At 67.6% G+C, this 15,257-nt stretch carries 16 protein-coding genes; 8 read left to right on the forward strand and 8 right to left on the reverse strand.

The window, feature by feature from the left end:
* Positions 1 to 100 precede the first annotated feature (100 nt).
* Positions 101 to 826 carry a hypothetical protein gene (locus VKG81_RS06035; protein ID WP_324394932.1) on the forward strand — a complete coding sequence of 242 codons (726 nt, stop codon included), beginning with the start codon at positions 101 to 103 and terminating at the stop codon, positions 824 to 826.
* Positions 827 to 1,051: 225 nt separating this feature from the next.
* Here the strand turns inward: VKG81_RS06035 and VKG81_RS06040 are convergent, their stop codons facing one another.
* Positions 1,052 to 1,552 (reverse strand): MarR family winged helix-turn-helix transcriptional regulator, encoded by a 501-nt coding sequence (locus VKG81_RS06040; protein WP_324394933.1) that lies wholly within the window; start codon positions 1,550 to 1,552, stop codon positions 1,052 to 1,054.
* Between the two features lie 71 nt (positions 1,553 to 1,623).
* On the opposite strand from VKG81_RS06040, the gene VKG81_RS06045 reads away from it, so the two are divergent.
* From VKG81_RS06045 to VKG81_RS06055, 3 genes are all read left to right on the forward strand, one after another.
* Positions 1,624 to 3,732 (forward strand): MMPL family transporter, encoded by a 2,109-nt coding sequence (locus tag VKG81_RS06045; RefSeq protein WP_324394934.1) that lies wholly within the window; start codon positions 1,624 to 1,626, stop codon positions 3,730 to 3,732.
* Between the two features lie 60 nt (positions 3,733 to 3,792).
* The gene (locus tag VKG81_RS06050; protein ID WP_324394935.1) at positions 3,793 to 4,446 is read left to right on the forward strand and encodes a heme-binding protein; all 654 of its coding nucleotides are present in this window, start codon (positions 3,793 to 3,795) and stop codon (positions 4,444 to 4,446) included.
* Positions 4,447 to 4,866: 420 nt separating this feature from the next.
* Positions 4,867 to 5,298, forward strand: coding sequence for an STAS domain-containing protein (locus tag VKG81_RS06055; protein ID WP_324394936.1), 432 nt, complete (start codon positions 4,867 to 4,869; stop codon positions 5,296 to 5,298).
* A 139-nt stretch (positions 5,299 to 5,437) separates the two neighbouring features.
* Here the strand turns inward: VKG81_RS06055 and VKG81_RS06060 are convergent, their stop codons facing one another.
* The 4 genes from VKG81_RS06060 to VKG81_RS06075 form a co-directional block, all read right to left on the reverse strand.
* On the reverse strand, positions 5,438 to 5,950 hold the full coding sequence (locus VKG81_RS06060; RefSeq protein ID WP_324394937.1) for a hypothetical protein: 513 nt from the start codon (positions 5,948 to 5,950) through the stop codon (positions 5,438 to 5,440).
* 94 nt (positions 5,951 to 6,044) lie between these two features.
* On the reverse strand, positions 6,045 to 6,884 hold the full coding sequence (locus VKG81_RS06065) for an SDR family oxidoreductase (protein ID WP_324394938.1): 840 nt from the start codon (positions 6,882 to 6,884) through the stop codon (positions 6,045 to 6,047).
* Positions 6,885 to 6,959: 75 nt separating this feature from the next.
* A complete protein-coding gene (locus tag VKG81_RS06070; protein WP_324394939.1) occupies positions 6,960 to 8,189 on the reverse strand; it encodes an alpha/beta hydrolase in 1,230 nt (409 codons plus the stop codon).
* A gap of 154 nt (positions 8,190 to 8,343) precedes the next feature.
* On the reverse strand, positions 8,344 to 8,937 hold the full coding sequence (locus VKG81_RS06075; protein ID WP_324394940.1) for a MarR family winged helix-turn-helix transcriptional regulator: 594 nt from the start codon (positions 8,935 to 8,937) through the stop codon (positions 8,344 to 8,346).
* A 114-nt stretch (positions 8,938 to 9,051) separates the two neighbouring features.
* Between VKG81_RS06075 and VKG81_RS06080 the strand changes: the two genes are divergently transcribed.
* From VKG81_RS06080 to VKG81_RS06090, 3 genes are all read left to right on the forward strand, one after another.
* Positions 9,052 to 9,480, forward strand: coding sequence for an SRPBCC family protein (locus VKG81_RS06080; protein ID WP_324394941.1), 429 nt, complete (start codon positions 9,052 to 9,054; stop codon positions 9,478 to 9,480).
* A gap of 297 nt (positions 9,481 to 9,777) precedes the next feature.
* On the forward strand, positions 9,778 to 11,157 hold the full coding sequence (locus VKG81_RS06085; protein ID WP_414685179.1) for a glycoside hydrolase family 27 protein: 1,380 nt from the start codon (positions 9,778 to 9,780) through the stop codon (positions 11,155 to 11,157).
* Positions 11,158 to 11,328: 171 nt separating this feature from the next.
* Complete coding sequence (locus VKG81_RS06090) at positions 11,329 to 11,628, forward strand: DUF4193 domain-containing protein (RefSeq protein ID WP_324394943.1); 300 nt, start codon at positions 11,329 to 11,331, stop codon at positions 11,626 to 11,628.
* Between the two features lie 48 nt (positions 11,629 to 11,676).
* Here VKG81_RS06090 and VKG81_RS06095 read toward each other — a convergent pair whose 3' ends face one another.
* A complete protein-coding gene (locus tag VKG81_RS06095) occupies positions 11,677 to 13,032 on the reverse strand; it encodes a serine/threonine-protein kinase (protein ID WP_324394944.1) in 1,356 nt (451 codons plus the stop codon).
* 165 nt (positions 13,033 to 13,197) lie between these two features.
* Here VKG81_RS06095 and VKG81_RS06100 point away from each other — a divergent pair, with 165 nt between their 5' ends.
* Complete coding sequence (locus VKG81_RS06100; RefSeq protein WP_324394945.1) at positions 13,198 to 13,836, forward strand: class I SAM-dependent methyltransferase; 639 nt, start codon at positions 13,198 to 13,200, stop codon at positions 13,834 to 13,836.
* Positions 13,837 to 13,857: 21 nt separating this feature from the next.
* Here VKG81_RS06100 and VKG81_RS06105 read toward each other — a convergent pair whose 3' ends face one another.
* Both VKG81_RS06105 and VKG81_RS06110 read right to left on the reverse strand, forming a co-directional pair.
* Positions 13,858 to 14,733: a cyclopropane mycolic acid synthase family methyltransferase gene (locus VKG81_RS06105; RefSeq protein ID WP_324394946.1), complete on the reverse strand. Its 876-nt coding sequence runs from the start codon at positions 14,731 to 14,733 to the stop codon at positions 13,858 to 13,860.
* Positions 14,734 to 14,854: 121 nt separating this feature from the next.
* Positions 14,855 to 15,199: a hypothetical protein gene (locus tag VKG81_RS06110; protein ID WP_324394947.1), complete on the reverse strand. Its 345-nt coding sequence runs from the start codon at positions 15,197 to 15,199 to the stop codon at positions 14,855 to 14,857.
* Positions 15,200 to 15,257 lie beyond the last annotated feature (58 nt).

Consider the following 15,257-nt stretch of genomic DNA (forward strand, 5'->3'; position numbering starts at 1 on the left):
CGCGATCCCATCAAAGCCTCGCTCATCGCGCCTCGCGCTGCTACCATCCCGGCTAGCCGAAGAGCTTTCCGAATTCTCTTGAGGACTAGGGAGATAAGCCATGCTGACGATGCGGGACCACGGCGTTGACGATTACACGGTGCTGCGCGACATGGACGCCACCGACGTCGGTGTGCTGGGTGAGGACGACCGCGCGTGCCTGGACGAGCTGGGCGAGTACCTCGCCGCCAGCGACGCGTGGCAGCGCTTCGGTATCTGGCTGCTGCACAAGCATTTCGAACCGGCCCCCGGAGAGGTGTTCGTGGAACGCGCCATCCGCGCGCCGCGAAAGACCGAAACCACCCCCGTCGAGCGCTCGGCGTTCCCGGGGTTGAGCACGACCGCGATCCGTTTCGACGATTCGGTCAGCTCCGGGATCGGTGTCATCGGCATGGAGTTCGCCGAGCCCACCGACTTCGGCGCCACCTCGCCGCTGAGCGATGACGACGAGGCCGTACTGGCCGGCATCGCCGAACGACTGGCCGCCCACGGCAAGATTGAGCGCTTCGGCGTCCGGCTGATCCGCAATCCGCTCAGCCTGTCAGAGCACGAGTTGCTCCTCGAAACCTGTGACAGCGCCCACCGCACGCTGCACTGCGACGTCAGTGAGCGCGACGCGATTCCCACGGCCCAAACCATCGTTGAGACAGCCTGGCGGTGGAAGATCGTCGAAGGCAAGGCGCAACCCACAGTGATGCGGGACTGCACCGCCGGCTGCATAAAAGCAGGCGAGGGACACGACATCGGGCACACGCATTCCGAAGCAGATGATTTCGGGAACGACTGATCGCCCGATCCGCGCGATCGGATCGGCGCATAACGGGCGGTGCGGTGTAATCTGCTTGCCCTCAGTGATTTTGGGCGGCGACGATACTGCCACCCGTACCCGGCCCGGTCCTGATCTCGGCGGTCGTCATCGTCGCGACCAGGCCGGAGCCTCCCCAATGTGAGCCGCCCGCATCACGCACGTCATCGGTGACATCGCTGGGGCGGGGTGGGCGCTTCCGGGTCGTCAAGGACGATCCGGCCCAGGCTGCCCGGTCAGCTCGGCCCGGAAGGCATGCATGGCGCCGATGAGCGCGGTGAACACCCGGTGTGCGGCAGTGAGATCCGCTTCCGGCAGGCCGGTAAGCGCGGCACTGCCGTGGTCGGCCAACGGCGCGAAGAATGCCCTCGCCACGGCCAGTCCATCGTCCGCGTACCGCAGCATGACCTTTCGGCGATCGTCGGCGTCCGTGTCGCGGCGCACATGACCCGACTCGATCATCCGCTCGACAAGGTAGGTGATCGCGGCGCCCGACAATCCCATCTTCTGCCTCAGCTCGCCGGCGGTCAGCGGCGTGCCCGCGCTGTCGGCCACCATGATGTGCAACAACGCGCGAAAGTCGTTGCGGCTTAGTGTGTGCAAGCCTGCGAACACCTGTCCGATCTGCTCGGACACGGCCGACAGGGCGCGCACGTCGGCGAAGATCAGCGACTCGAGGTCAGCCCGGGTCCGGGCGTGCCGGTTCATCGCCGCAAGCATATCCGGACGTCACAGAAATTTCATTTGCTTAACTGTTAATTTTATGAAATGTTATCGCCATGGTCTGGGATCGTCTCGCCGCGCTCGTCACCGGCCGCCGGTCCTGGCTGACAGCGGTCGGCGTGTCGCTGCTGGCCGCGCTGACGATGACCCTCGCGGGCCCCAACACCTCGGGCACCGAATCCCCGACATCGTTGCCTGCCTCTGCGGAATCGGCGCGTGCGGACGCCGCGCTGACGCAGTTCCCCGGCGCGGACCATGTTGCCGCAATACTGGTTGTCACCCGCTCCGACGGGTCGCCGCTCAGCACCGTGGACCTGTCCGCAGCGGCACAGGCCAGCACCCGGATGGTGGCCGCCGCCGGCTCCGGCGAGACGATCTCGCCGGTGTTGACGTCAGCAGACGGGAAGGCGGCGATCGCGACCGTGCCGCTGAGCGCCGACCTGTCCGGGTTCCGCCTGAGCGACGCGGTCAAATCGCTCAGAAAAGCCGCCACGAACGGCCTGCCCGACGGCCTTCAGGCCCAGGTCACCGGCGGCCCGGCGTTCGGGGCCGACATCGCAAACGCCTTCTCGGGGGCCAACATCACGCTCCTCGCGGTGACCGCACTGGTAGTGGCGTTGTTGCTGATCGTCACCTATCGGTCACCGGTCCTATGGCTGGTGCCGCTGCTGGTCGTCGCGTTCGCCGATCGGGTCGCGACATCGGCGGGTACCGCGGTCGCAGGAATCACCGGCCTGAGCTTCGACGGGGCGACATCCGGCATCACCAGCGTGCTCGTGTTCGGCGCGGGCACCAACTACGCGCTGCTGCTCATTTCACGCTACCGGGAAGAGTTGCGGCTCAACGCGAACCATCGAGACGCACTTCGCGAGGCGGTGCGCGCGGCGGCACCGGCGATCGTCGCCAGCAACGCCACCGTGGTGCTGTCGCTGCTCACCCTGATCTTGGCGGTGACCCCGAGCACCCGCAGTCTCGGCGTGCTCGCAGCGTGCGGCCTGGTGGTCGCCGCGATATTCGTCTTACTCGTGCTGCCTCCGCTGCTGGCGCTGTTCGGCACGCGGCTGTTCTGGCCGTTCGTCCCGCGTCCGGGCAGCGCGACCGCCGCGGAGCAAGGTCCGTGGCACCGGGCCGCCGAGGCGGTCGCCCGCCGGCCGGCGTTGGTGGCCTCGGTTGCCATAATCGCCCTCGCCGCGCTGGCGACCGGCCTGCTCGGCGTCCGGGTGGGCCTGTCGCAGACCCAGCAGTTCCGCGTGCAGGCCGAGTCGGTGTCCGGATTCGACACGCTGGCGACGCACTTCCCCGGCGGACAAGCCGATCCAACCATCGTTGTCGCCCCGACCGACGGGGCGCCCGCAGTGCAACAGGCCATCGACTCGACACGTGGTGTGGTGTCGGCGGCACCGGCGGGCCAATCTTCCAGCGGGCTGACGAAATGGACGGTGGTGATCGATGCCCCGCCGGCATCAACGGCGGCACTGGACATCGTCGGAAAGTTGCGCCAGTCGGTTCACGCTGCCGACGCGGGCGCGTTGGTCGGGGGCTCCGACGCCCGGGCGCTCGACGTGCATGACGCAGCGGCGCGCGACCGGTTGGTGGTGATCCCGGCCGTCCTGTTGGTGGTGCTCGTCGTGCTGTACGTGCTGTTGCGGGCGGCCCTGGCACCGCCGGTGCTCGTCGGGGTGACGGTCCTGAGCGCGTTGGCGGCGCTCGGCGTGGGCACCTGGGTCAGCATGCACGTCTTCGGGTTTCCGGCCCTGGACAGCAGCACGCCGCTGTTCGCGTTCTTGTTCCTGGTGGCGCTCGGTGTGGACTACACCATCTTCCTGGTTACCAGGGCCCGGGAGGAGACGCCGGCTCGCGGCACCCGAGACGGGATGGTGCGCGCGGTGTCCGCCACCGGCGGGGTGATCACCAGCGCCGGGATCGTGTTGGCCGCGGTCTTCTGTGTCCTGAGCGTGCTGCCGCTGATCGTGCTTACCCAACTGGGCATCATCGTCGGGCTCGGCATCCTGCTCGACACCTTCGTGGTGCGCACACTTGTCATACCCGCGCTGTTCGCGCTGATCGGCCCGCGCATCTGGTGGCCCTCGACCATCGACCCGGTCAGTCGTGGCCGGCACGCGGCCGTGCGACCAGCGCTCAGTACGCCGTCCTCACGCCGGTGACGATCACGGCGAGGGTGACCAACAACGTTCCGGATATGTCGAATGGTAGGAGGTGCGAGAATGATGAACCCATTTTCCGCAGCGCTGAAGGCGGCGAAGCTCGTCGCCGAGTCCGCGTGTTCGATCGTCGGCCTGCGGTGGGGCACCGAAGAGCCCCGCTACAGCGTCGAGGACCGGTTCAGCGGCGTGGAGATCCGGCATTACGGTCCCCGGATCGCGGCTGAGACCACCGTTTTGGCCGACGATGCGGCGGCGCGCAACACCGGCTTCCGTCGCCTGGCCGGCTACATCTTCGGCGGTAACCACCGCCGGGCGCAGATCGCGATGACCGCGCCGGTGGCGCAGCAGCGCACCAGTGCCGGTGACACGATCGCGATGACCGCTCCGGTCTCGCAGACCCGCGGCGCCGACGGAGGATCGGTGATCCGTTTCTTCATGCCCGCCAAGTCAACGATGGATTCGCTCCCGCAGCCCAACGACGAGGCGGTCACGCTCGTCGAGGTGCCCGCCGAAACCGTGGCGGTGCTCAGGTTTACCGGTGACCGCAGTCCTCAGGCGGTCGCTGACAAGACCGACGCCTTGCTGCAGACCCTGCGCGACGGCGCTTTTCAGCCCGCCGGCACCCCGCTGGCCTGGTTCTATGATCCCCCCTTCACCATTCCGTTTCGGCGCCGCAACGAGGTCGCGGTGCCGGTGACGCCCCGGCGAGGGTGACATTCGGCTGACCCACCACCGCCAAACGCACTCGACGGCATCGCGATGGGCACCGACGCCACCCTGGGCTCCCCCGAATCAGCCCAGCGGTCCGCTCGGGACGAATAGAGGATGCCGGCTATCGGGATCACCGCCGTTGCCGGGACCCGCCGAACGCGCCTGATTCCGCATCGCCGAGGCGTCGACCGGGCAAGCGCGGCGGTCGCGGCGGGCGGCGCGCCGGCGGCGCGGGGGTGTTCATGCGCGCACTCCGGTCGGCGGCAATGTTGCCTGGCGGTCGGTGCACTCACGAAAGTTATTTCTTAACAAAGAGTTAGATGCTGCTCGCGATCATCTTAGGTTTGCGACTTACCTTGGAGCCAAGTGGGCCGGCGTTGCGGCGGCCAACTTGCTACACCACCGAGATCGAGGCTGCTGCTCATGAACGTCACGTCCCTGTACGGAAACCCCGCCGCCGACTTCGGTGGCGCCCAGATCCGCGCTCACTACCGTCACCTGGCGACAGTGGTCACCGTCCGGGGCGAAATCGACGCGGTCAACGTCGATCGGATCAGCGAGTACACGCGGCGCCTCATCCTCGCTGAAAACCCTCTTGTGCTCGATCTGGGCGGTGTGGATTATTTCGGTCCCGCCGGTGTCTCACTGCTGTACAGCCTTGATGCGGACTGCCGCGACGCAGGATTGGAATGGACGCTCGTCGCAAGTCGCGCGGTCACCGAGCAACTGCGAGCCCACGATGACGAGGCCATGTTTCCGATCGCACACTCGGTGCACGAGGTGCTGCACCAATTCGCCGACGTGATCGCCAGGCGCCGTCAGTTGTTGCTGCCGCTGGTCAAGAAAACGGCGTAACGCAAACTCCGCCGGTCTCTGTCGGTTCCTGAATCAACTGTGGCACAGGATAATCGACCATCGACACCGACGGGTTCGTCAGTGCGGCATTGTTGGTGGATCAACGGTCGGGACGACGAGTCAGCCAAATCAGCGGCGCTCAGCGCGCTCTCATCACCGGATCGGCCGTGGCATAGCAGCGCGCCTCGTTGGTGATGACGAGGACTTCCGCCACGGCCGCAGGGTCGGTGTCCGCAAACTCGAAGAGCTGCAACGCCTGCCCGGGCTCGACAGTGATGGATCGCGCGACATCGGGGCCTTCGGTGGTGCGGACCAAGACCGTGACGTAGTCCGCGCCGTGCCCCCAGTAGGAGACTGCTACCCCCAGGTGGCCGCCGGATGGTCCCCATGAATCCATCGTCGGGCATGCCGGGTTGCCCTCGGCGTCGGGTGGCGACGCAGGAAGGGCCGCCACTGCGTGGCCGGTGGACGACGGCGACGCGATGGCCGCCTCGAAGGAAGGAATCGGAGTCGGCGGCACGCGCGCGGCTTTCCCGTGCTCGGCGCCGCAGGCACCGAGCAGTACAGCGGCGGTCGATGCCAGGGCGATCGCGGCTTTCATCGGCCCTCCGCGGCCCGAGCGGCCGACCAGCAGCCGCACAATACTGGGCACGTCCCCCGCCGCGGCGTGGTCTGCACCGCTCCGTGTGCGGGACGGCTACCCCAATTTTGTCGACGCCAATCGTAGACCCGGCAAGCCCAACGCCTCAGATGCGCATCGTCGCGCTCAAACCGCCATCGACCACGATCGTCGTGCCGTTGACGTAGTTCGCCTCATCGGAGGCCAGGAACACCGCCGCGTTCGCCGCATCCCAGGCGTCGCCGATGCGGCCGCGCGGTGAACTGTCGTCGAGGCGCCGCCACAGCTGCGCCGGGTCATCGCTGACGGTGTTCACCCAATTCTCGAGCGCCGGTGTGCGCACCACGCCGAGCACGATCGTGTTGGCGCGGATGCCCTTCGAGGCGTACTCCAGCGCAACGGTCTGCGTGAACTGGATAACCGCCGCCTTGCTGGACGCGTAGCCGATCGACGGTGCGCCGACCCAGCGGATCGCGGCGATCGAACTCATGTTGATAATCGCGCCGGCACCCTGATCCTGCATGACCGGAAGCGTGTACTTGCAGGTCAGGAACTGCGACGTGAGGTTGGTCCGGACAACCTGCTCCCAACTCTCCTCGCTGGTGTCGACAGGTCCGCCGACGCGGTCGATGCCCACGTTGTTGTGCAGAATGTCAACCCGCCCGAAGCGCGCAACGCAGCGTTGCACCATATCGCGCACCTGTTGGGCCACAGTGACGTCGGCCTGGAAGGCCTCCGCGTCGCCGCCTTCCGCCACGATGACCTTCATCGTCTCCCGGGCGCCGCCACCGCGATCGACGCACAAAACCTTGGCTCCCTCGCGGGCGAACCGGACGGCGGCTGCCTTACCGTTGCCCCAGCCGGGCCCGGCACTCGAGGCCCCCGTCACGATCGCGACCTTGTCACGCAGGCGGTCAGACAATGCCAAACACCTCCTGTCTCGACGATTTTGAAGCCCGGCGGCCACGGTGCGGCGATGCAGGTTCGACAGTCGTCGGCCGGGTCAGCGGAGTCACGGAACGACCACCACCGAGTGAACCGCTCAGATCGCCGCCCGGTCGCGCGCCATTCTGCGATGGCGGTGGATGTGGCCGAGAAACGATCCGATAGCCCCGACCACGGGGCCGGTGCGAACGCCGTCGGTCAGGTCGAAGGCGTGGCCCGCGCCCGGCAGTTCGACGTAGCCCACCGGTGCGCGGGACACCGATCGCAGCTCTGCGACGAAGGCGCGCGCCTCCCCTACCGGGATGATCATGTCCGCGCTGCCGTGAATGACCAGGAACGGGGGCGGGTTCTGGTCCTGGCGGATGCGCGCGATCGGCGACGCCTTCCGGAACACGTCCGGATGCCGGGAGAGCCTCTTCTGGACAACCACACGTTCGAGGAAATCGATGAAGCGGGCGCGTTCGCGGGTCGAGCGGTCCTGCCAGTCGTACCGGCCGTAAATCGAGATCACGCCGTCAACCGACGTGTCGGACCCCGGCGGCAGGTCGAGCTGCATCTCCGGGTCGTTGGGGGTCAGTCCCGCCAGGGCCGCGAGGTGCCCGCCCGCCGAACAGCCGGCGAGGGCGATGAAATCGCGGTCCCCGCCGAAGCGGTCGACGTTGGCGCGTGCCCAGGCGATGGCGGACTTGATGTCGGTCAGTTGCAGCGGCCAGCGGTGACGCGGGGCGGTGCGGTATTCGATCGACAGGCACACCCACCCCAGCTCGGCAAGGTGGGCCATCAGGGCGTGCCCCTGGAGCTCTCTTTTGCCGAAGACCCAGGCTCCGCCCGGTACGAAGAGCAGCACCGGCGCGGGCTGCGCCGGAAGGTCGTTGATCCGCCAGACATCGAGAACCTGGCAAGGGCTGTTGCCGTAGCGGACGGAGGTGCGGTGGACGTGTTTGCGGTACCGCCGCGTCTTCCATACCGGTGCCAAGCGCTCGGCGCGTGGCCATGGCATTGCCGCATCGTCCACCGGCACGACCTCCCGCAGCGCCGCGGCCAACACCGCGGGCGTCGCAGTGCGATGACTGTTGCGCACGGTCGCCGCGTCAGCCGCCAGGCACCTCCCGACAACCGTCGATACACCGTCGGGCAGGTAGCGCGCTCCCCACACGCCCAGGGCCGCCAAACCGCCCAGCGGCTCGAAATGCCGGCCGACGAAAGGGAGCGACGCGGGAGCCGTGCTCATCGCCAGCAGGTAGTCGACTGGACGCGCACGCAGCAACCACCGGGCGTGGGCACCCAGCGCATGCCCGATGCCGGCGGCCCGGAGGGGTTGGGCCATCGGGCGAGCGTACGCCGTTACCTTCGTCTGCGCGGGCAAAACCGTTGAGCCCATGCTCATCTCGAGACCGCCGTCGCGACCCGGTCGCTGCTGACGCCCGCCCGCCGAACCGTGCACAGCGATGTGGCCAGGTCAGATACCCGGGTGTTGCTCGTCAGGCGCGCGATGGTGGCGAACTGCGCGCGCGGTGTGCGCCGAGCGCCGCCCGCGCGGCGGGGCAATCGCCGGCGGGGCGCCCGCAGGCGACGGGGTCACACATGCGGCACAGCGCACCGCCGCTCGGCCGGCGGCCGGCGTCGCGCCTGGCAAGCCGCGCCGAAGTCAGGTTGGCGATGAGCGCCTCGCAGATCGCGGTCAGTTGATCGCACTGCTGTTCGCTCAGCCCGTCAAGCGTCGCTGCCGTCACCGCCCGGCGACGGGCGCGGATCCGCGAGGCCACGGTGCGACCGCGCCGGGTGAGCGTGACCGCAGCGGTTCGCCCGTCCGGACCCGGGCTGCGGCGGATCAGCCCGGCGTCCGACAGCCGGTTGACGAGCCGAACCGTGCCCGAATGGCTCAGCCCGATGAACTGGCTCAACGCCTGCACCGAACCCGAGCGCGCGAGGTCGAGCAGCGCGACGAGCGCGGCCACCGCGGCGGAGTCGAGTGCGGTGTCGGCCGCGATGTCGCCGACCGTGGCGTCAGAAAGGCCGATTGCCACTGCGCCCAGCAGATTCACCAGGCGCGCATCGCCGCTGGAGTGTGCCATTCGCCCACCGTAGGGGTTGACCGCCGCTCAGCCGGTGTGCTTCGCTAGACCGGTAGCAGAAAATATGACTGGATCATATATCTCGTCGCGTGCCGCCGAGAAAGGAGTTGCAGAATGACGGATTTCGTGGCTAAAGCCGACATCGAGGTTGCCGCGCCGGTCACGCGGGTATGGCAGGCGCTGACCGATCCGGACGCGATCGCAAAGTATTTCTTCGGTTCCCGGGTGTCCACCGATTGGCAGCCGGGCAGCCCCATCACGTGGAGCGGAGAGTACGACGGCAAACCCTACGAGGACAAAGGTGAAATCCTCGACGTCGAGCCGGGCCGCTTGCTGAGAATGACCCATTTCAGCCCGATGACGGGCTTTGCCGACGAGCCGGTGAACTATCACACCCTCACCTACGAGCTTGTCGAGCGCGGCGGTGCCACTCGCGTCTCGCTCAGCCAGGACAACAACGGGAGCGACGCCGAAGCGCAACGCGCGTCCGCGAACTGGGCCGCGATGCTCGACGGCCTCAAACGAACCGTCGAGGGTGAATAGCGCTGCGTCGAACTCAGGACCATCGAGGTAGTTCCGGACAGGTCCCCGGGCTCGAGCGGCCCGAGATCGTGTCCGGGTCCCCGGTGGTGAGATCGTCGCAACCATCAGCCGAACACGACGTGGGTGATCGTCGAGCGGAAGAACTCACCTTAGCCCGGGAAGCCGGGGCATCGTCATTGCGGCCGGCACGGCGACCCCGGGCACGACGCGTCGCGGTCTCCTATGATCGGGGTACCTCTCAACTCGCACAGTGCGCTGCGACTGCCACACGCCGACCCAGGGGGATTCACGGTGCGACTGCGGCGGTGGGCAATCGTCGCGTTGCTCAGTTCTGTCGGCGCGGTGATGTCGGGTTGTGGCGCACTCACCAACTCCGGTGCGCCACCGCGGCTGACACCGCCGATGGGGTGGAATTCCTGGAACTCCGGCATCGCCGTGACCGAACAATCGGTCAAGGCGACCATCGACGCCATGGTGACCTCCGGGATGCGCGATGCCGGCTACCGCTATGTGAACCTCGACGCCGGCTGGGCCGCACCGGAACGCGATCGCCACGGGCAGTTGCAAGCCGACCCGGTGCGATTTCCCGGCGGGATGCCCGCGCTGGCCCGCTACGCCCACGACCGCGGAATGCTGTTCGGCCTGTATTCGAGCCCGTTCAACCAGACCTGCGGGCAGGGCCCCGGCACCGCCAGCGCCGGCCACGAGGTGACCGATGCGCGAACGTTCGCGGCCTGGGGCGTGGACTATCTGAAGTACGACTGGTGCCGCGGAGACGCCGATCACACCGATCAGGTGCGGATTTTCAGCGCGATGCGAAACGCCCTGCGCGACACCGGCCGTCGCATCCTGTACAGCATCAACCCGAACAGCTCCGACGATCACACCGCCGGTGTGGACTACGATTGGTCGCACACCGCCGACATGACGCGCGACACCACCGACGTGGTTCCGGTCTGGCGGCCCACCCTGCCCCCGCTGGGCCCCACCGACTCGTTCCTGCGGCGGACCCACCTCGGTGTCCCCGATGGGTTCGCTGCGGCCGGCCCCGCGGCCCAGCGCAGCCGGCCCGGGTTCTTCAACGACCCCGACATGCTGGTCCTCGGCCTGACGTGGAGCGACTACTTCACCAGGCATCTCGAGGCGAATCGCGTCAAGATGGCCCACCATCAACTGACGCCGCATCAGCTCGACAGTCTGCGTGCGCAGCTGGAGTTGTCGCCCCAGCAGGTGGCGTGGCGGGCCACCGCACAGCCCGGCCTCACCGAAACCGAACAGCGCACACACTTTTCGCTGTGGGCGATGCTGGCCGCGCCGCTGATCGCCGGCAACGATCTGCGGGCGACGTCCGAAGACACCCGCGACATCCTCACCAACGGCGACGTCGTCGCCGTCGATCAGGACCCGCTGGTGACCCAGGCGACAACACTCCCCCAGGACGGCCGGGTCCTGGTGAAGCCGCTGCGCGGCGGCGCCGTGGCGGTCGCGTTGTTCAATCCCGACAACCAACCCGCCACCATCGCGACCAGCGCGTCGGCGGTGGGGCTACCCGGCGCCCCCTGCTACACCGCGCGTGACCTGTGGACGCACACCGACACCACCACGGGTCAGATCACCGCGGCCGCCGTGCCCGCGCACGGGGCGACCATGCTGCGCATCTCCCCCACCTGCCGATGATCGAGCGAGCTTGCCGTTCGGCGATATCGCGCAGCAGTGATTCTGGTCACCACGCCGTCACAGATCGATCGTGACGGGCCGCGCGTGCGTCTATCGGTGTGAGACACTGAAAAATCAATTAGGTGCTTTAACTATCAGATAGTGCACCGCGAGATCGAAAGGGCGACAGCCATGGCCACCGACTACGACGCCCCGCGCCGCGGTGAGACCGGCGAGCCCGAGCAGGACTCGCTGGACGAACTGGCGGTGCGACGCAACGAAGCCCGCGCGGCAGTCATCGACGTCGACGACTCCGAGTCAGCCGACTCCTTCGAGCTGCCGGGCGCCGATCTGTCCGGCGAAGAACTGTCGGTGCGGGTCGTCCCGAAGCGGGCCAACGAGTTCACCTGCTCGAGCTGCTTTCTCGTGCAGCACCGGAGCCGGCTGGCCCGGCAGACAAACGAGAAGATGTTCTGTGCCGACTGCGCGTGACAGCCGCAACGAGCACCGTCAGCCCAGTGTGCACCCACAGTCCGCCGCTCAGGGCGGGCCGACCGGATTACCCCGGCGAATGTCGTCGCGGCACTTGACCCGCGTCTGCCCAGTTTCCTCAACGCAAACACGGACCTGGTCCTCGATACCCGGCGGGTACACCTCGTCAGTGGGTCCGGGAGTGTCCGACGGGATCGGGACTTGGCTCGAGTACAGCGACCACATGGTGTCACCGGTGCTGGGCAGGCGCGCACAGTATGCCGGGGCGCCGCTCGCTGATACGCCCGCGGCCCCCAAGGTGGCGCAGTCGGCGCCGATGAAAACCACCGGCAGCACAGGAGTCGTCCCGCTCGGCGGCGACGATGCCGGATGCGCCGTCGGCCGGCCGTGTCGGTGACCGGCAACGACGGCGAGGGCGGCGGCCGACACAGCGATCAGCAGCGCCGCGAGGATCGCCGGCACGACGATCGCGGGCCGCAGGCTGAGCCTGCGCCCGCGCCGCCGGTGCCTGGATCGGGCCCGCGCGGCCACCGTCGCCCGGTCAGCGCCGAGATCGGTGGCGATCGCGCCGATCTGCTGCCCGAGAGCGTCAGCGAAGTCCAGGCAGCTGTCGTAGCGGTCGTCGGGCGACTTGGCAAGCGCCTTCGACAGCACCGGGTCAAGCCCCGAGAGTTCGGGTCTCCGGTCGGCGATCGCCGGTGGTGGCGCGGTGAGGTGCTGGCTGATGACGGCTGCCGGACTGGCGTGCTGAAACAGGGTCGTGCCGGTCAGCAGATGAAAAGCCGTGGCGGCCAGGGCATACTGGTCGGCGCGGCCGTCGATCGCCTGACCCATGAGTTGTTCCGGCGCGGCGTAGGCCACCGTTCCCACCGTCATGCTGGTGCCGGTCAGCCCGCTCGCGTCGTCGATCCGCCGGGCAATCCCGAAGTCGGCGAGGAAAACGCGCTGTCGGCCGGAATCCGGATGTGTCAGAAGGATGTTGGCCGGCTTCACATCGCGGTGCAACAGCCGGCGCTCGTGGGCGTAGTCGAGAGCATCGGCGACCGCGGTCACGATCCGCACCACCTCGCCGGGCGGCATGCCGTGGGCGAAGCGGTTCTGCAGCAAGCGCCCGGCGTCGGTGCCCTCGACGTAGTCCATCGATATCCACAGTTGCCTGTCGAACTCGCCGCGGTCGTACACGGTGACGATGTGCGGGTGCGACAACGTCGCCGCAATCTCGGCCTCGCGGAGGAAGCGCATGCGGTATTCGTTGTCGGTCGTGAAGCCGGCCGGCAGCACCTTGACGGCATCGCGGCGCGGCAGCCTAGGATGCTGGGCGAGGTACACCTCACCCATCGCACCCGATCCCAGGCGGCGGATGATGGTGTAGCCGGCGAAAAGCTGGCCGTCGGCCAAGGGCATGCGCGCATCGTAACGGCGACAGATCCGCCGGTCACCGCCGATCCCACGATTGTGCCGTCCGCGTCGAATCGAGGTCGGGCGGCATTTTGCCGTTGGCCGGGCGATCGGCTCTCCAGCTCGGCGACGTGTTAACCTCGCATCCCCAAGCAGGGTCCCGGGGTGGTGGTGACGACGGCACGACGCAGAGGCCTCAACACCGCGGTCACGCGGTTCTGGGGATTCGCCGCGCCAGCGTATGACCTTCGGTTACTTCAGGACTGGGTCTATCGTCCCGCCCAGGATGAGATGATCGCGCAGCTGAAATCCCATCACTCGCTCCGAGTCGCGGATATCGCTTGTGGCACGGGTATTCTCGCCGACCGGATCGAGCGCGAACTGCATCCCGACGAGGTCTACGGAGTGGACATGTCCGAGGGCATGCTCGCGGAGGCTCGTGCGCGGTCCTCTCAGGTGCAGTGGTTGCGAAGCCCGGCCGAGCAACTACCCTTCGACGACGACACACTCGACGCCGTCGTGACGACCTCGGCGTTTCACTTCTTCGACCAACCCACGGCCCTGCGTGAGTTCCACCGGGTGCTCGCTCCGGGGGGATTGGCGGCGGTTGCGACCATCAGCCCCCGCCGGCACGTACCGGTTCCGCGGCTTTTTCCCCGCCTGCTGGCGCCCGCGCACCATCCGTCACCGGCGGCGATGCGGATCCTGTTCGAAGGCGCCGGGTTCACCGTCACCGACCAACATCGGGTCCGTCGACCCGTGTGGACACGGGTCGTGTCGGACCTGATCACGGTCGGCGCCAAGGCGTAGGCAGGCAGCCCGGAACGGGCCCTACTTGTTGAGCGTGAACTGGTTGACGTCGATGTAGCCGACCCGGAACAGGTCGGCGCAGCCGGTCAGGTACTTCATGTAGCGCTCGTACACGTCCTCGGACTGAACCGCGATGGCCTCGGCGTGGTGGGCTTGCAGTGCCGACGCCCACATGTCGAGCGTCCTGGCATAGTGCGGCTGCAGCGACTGAACCCGCGTCACCGTGAAGCCGCCCGCGGAGGCGCGGTCTTCGACCATCGCGATCGACGGCAGCCGTCCGCCGGGGAAGATCTCGGTCATCATGAACTTGACGAACCGGGCGAACTTGAATGACAGCGGCATGCCGCGTTCGGCCATCTCGGTTGGATGCAGCCCGGTGATGGTGTGCAGCAGCAGAATTCCGTCATCGGGCAGCGCATCGTGGGCCATCGCGAAGAACGCGTCATAGCGGTCGTGCCCGAAGTGCTCGAACGCGCCGATGCTGACGATGCGGTCGACGTGCTCGTCGAACTGCTCCCAGCCCCCCAGCAGCACCCGCTTGCGGCGAGGGCTGTCCGACTTGGTGAACAGCTGCTCGACGTGTTGGGCCTGGTTCTTGCTCAGCGTCAGCCCGATGACGTTGACGTCGTACGTCTCGATCGCGCGCATCATCGTGGCGCCCCAGCCACAGCCGACATCGAGCAGCGTCATGCCGGCCTGAAGGCCCAGCTTGCCCAGCGCCAGGTCGATCTTGGCGATTTGCGCCTGTTCCAGCGTCATGTCGTCACGGTCAAAATAGGCGCAGCTGTAGGTCTGGGTCGGGTCCAGGAACAGCCGGTAGAAGTCATCGGACAAGTCGTAGTGCGCCTGCACGTCGACGAAGTGCGGAGTCAAGTCGCCGTGCGGCCGTTTCGGCATCGCGACAGCCTATAGGACGCGCAGCCCGGGCTCAGCGGCTGGTCAATGCGGCAAACCGCTGACCCGGGACGCCGTGCGGGATCTCGACGCGCTGATCGTCGCCACCTCGCGCTGCGGCGACCTATGCGAACGGTGGCGGTGCGACGGGCAGCGGTGGAGCGGCCGCCGGAATCGGCGGCGTCGACGGCTGCGTCGACGTCGTCGGGGTAATGCCCAAGCTGGTCGGAGATCCCGGCGTCGTCGGCCCGGTGGTGCTGCCCGCACCGCCCATGAGAGGACCGGAAGTGGTTGAGGTCGTCGTCGTCGTGGTGGTCGTCGTCGTTGTCGTGGTCACGCCGCTGGTGGTCGGATCCGTCATGTTGATCCTCTGGCTGCCGCACGCCACCGTCATCGCGGCCATCGTGACGACCACACCCGCGCCCGCGACAGCCGCGACTACCTTGAGCTTCTGTTGTTGCAATTTCACCTCTGGCCTCGGTCGGGATCCCTGTTCTGTCGCCGATTGGTCAGAACGGTAACGGGCA

The organism is Mycobacterium sp. (assembly GCF_035314905.1).
Lineage (GTDB): Bacteria > Actinomycetota > Actinomycetes > Mycobacteriales > Mycobacteriaceae > Mycobacterium.

What these genes read in the sequence shown, in the direction of transcription:
- VKG81_RS06035 (WP_324394932.1), top strand. Translation starts at nt 101, where the DNA reads ATGCTGACGATGCGGGACCACGGCGTTGACGATTACACGGTGCTGCGC.
- VKG81_RS06040 (WP_324394933.1), bottom strand. Translation starts at nt 1,552, where the DNA reads ATGAACCGGCACGCCCGGACCCGGGCTGACCTCGAGTCGCTGATCTTC.
- VKG81_RS06045 (WP_324394934.1), top strand. Translation starts at nt 1,624, where the DNA reads ATGGTCTGGGATCGTCTCGCCGCGCTCGTCACCGGCCGCCGGTCCTGG.
- VKG81_RS06050 (WP_324394935.1), top strand. Translation starts at nt 3,793, where the DNA reads ATGATGAACCCATTTTCCGCAGCGCTGAAGGCGGCGAAGCTCGTCGCC.
- VKG81_RS06055 (WP_324394936.1), top strand. Translation starts at nt 4,867, where the DNA reads ATGAACGTCACGTCCCTGTACGGAAACCCCGCCGCCGACTTCGGTGGC.
- VKG81_RS06070 (WP_324394939.1), bottom strand. Translation starts at nt 8,189, where the DNA reads ATGGCCCAACCCCTCCGGGCCGCCGGCATCGGGCATGCGCTGGGTGCC.
- VKG81_RS06075 (WP_324394940.1), bottom strand. Translation starts at nt 8,937, where the DNA reads ATGGCACACTCCAGCGGCGATGCGCGCCTGGTGAATCTGCTGGGCGCA.
- VKG81_RS06080 (WP_324394941.1), top strand. Translation starts at nt 9,052, where the DNA reads ATGACGGATTTCGTGGCTAAAGCCGACATCGAGGTTGCCGCGCCGGTC.
- VKG81_RS06090 (WP_324394943.1), top strand. Translation starts at nt 11,329, where the DNA reads ATGGCCACCGACTACGACGCCCCGCGCCGCGGTGAGACCGGCGAGCCC.
- VKG81_RS06095 (WP_324394944.1), bottom strand. Translation starts at nt 13,032, where the DNA reads ATGCCCTTGGCCGACGGCCAGCTTTTCGCCGGCTACACCATCATCCGC.
- VKG81_RS06105 (WP_324394946.1), bottom strand. Translation starts at nt 14,733, where the DNA reads ATGCCGAAACGGCCGCACGGCGACTTGACTCCGCACTTCGTCGACGTG.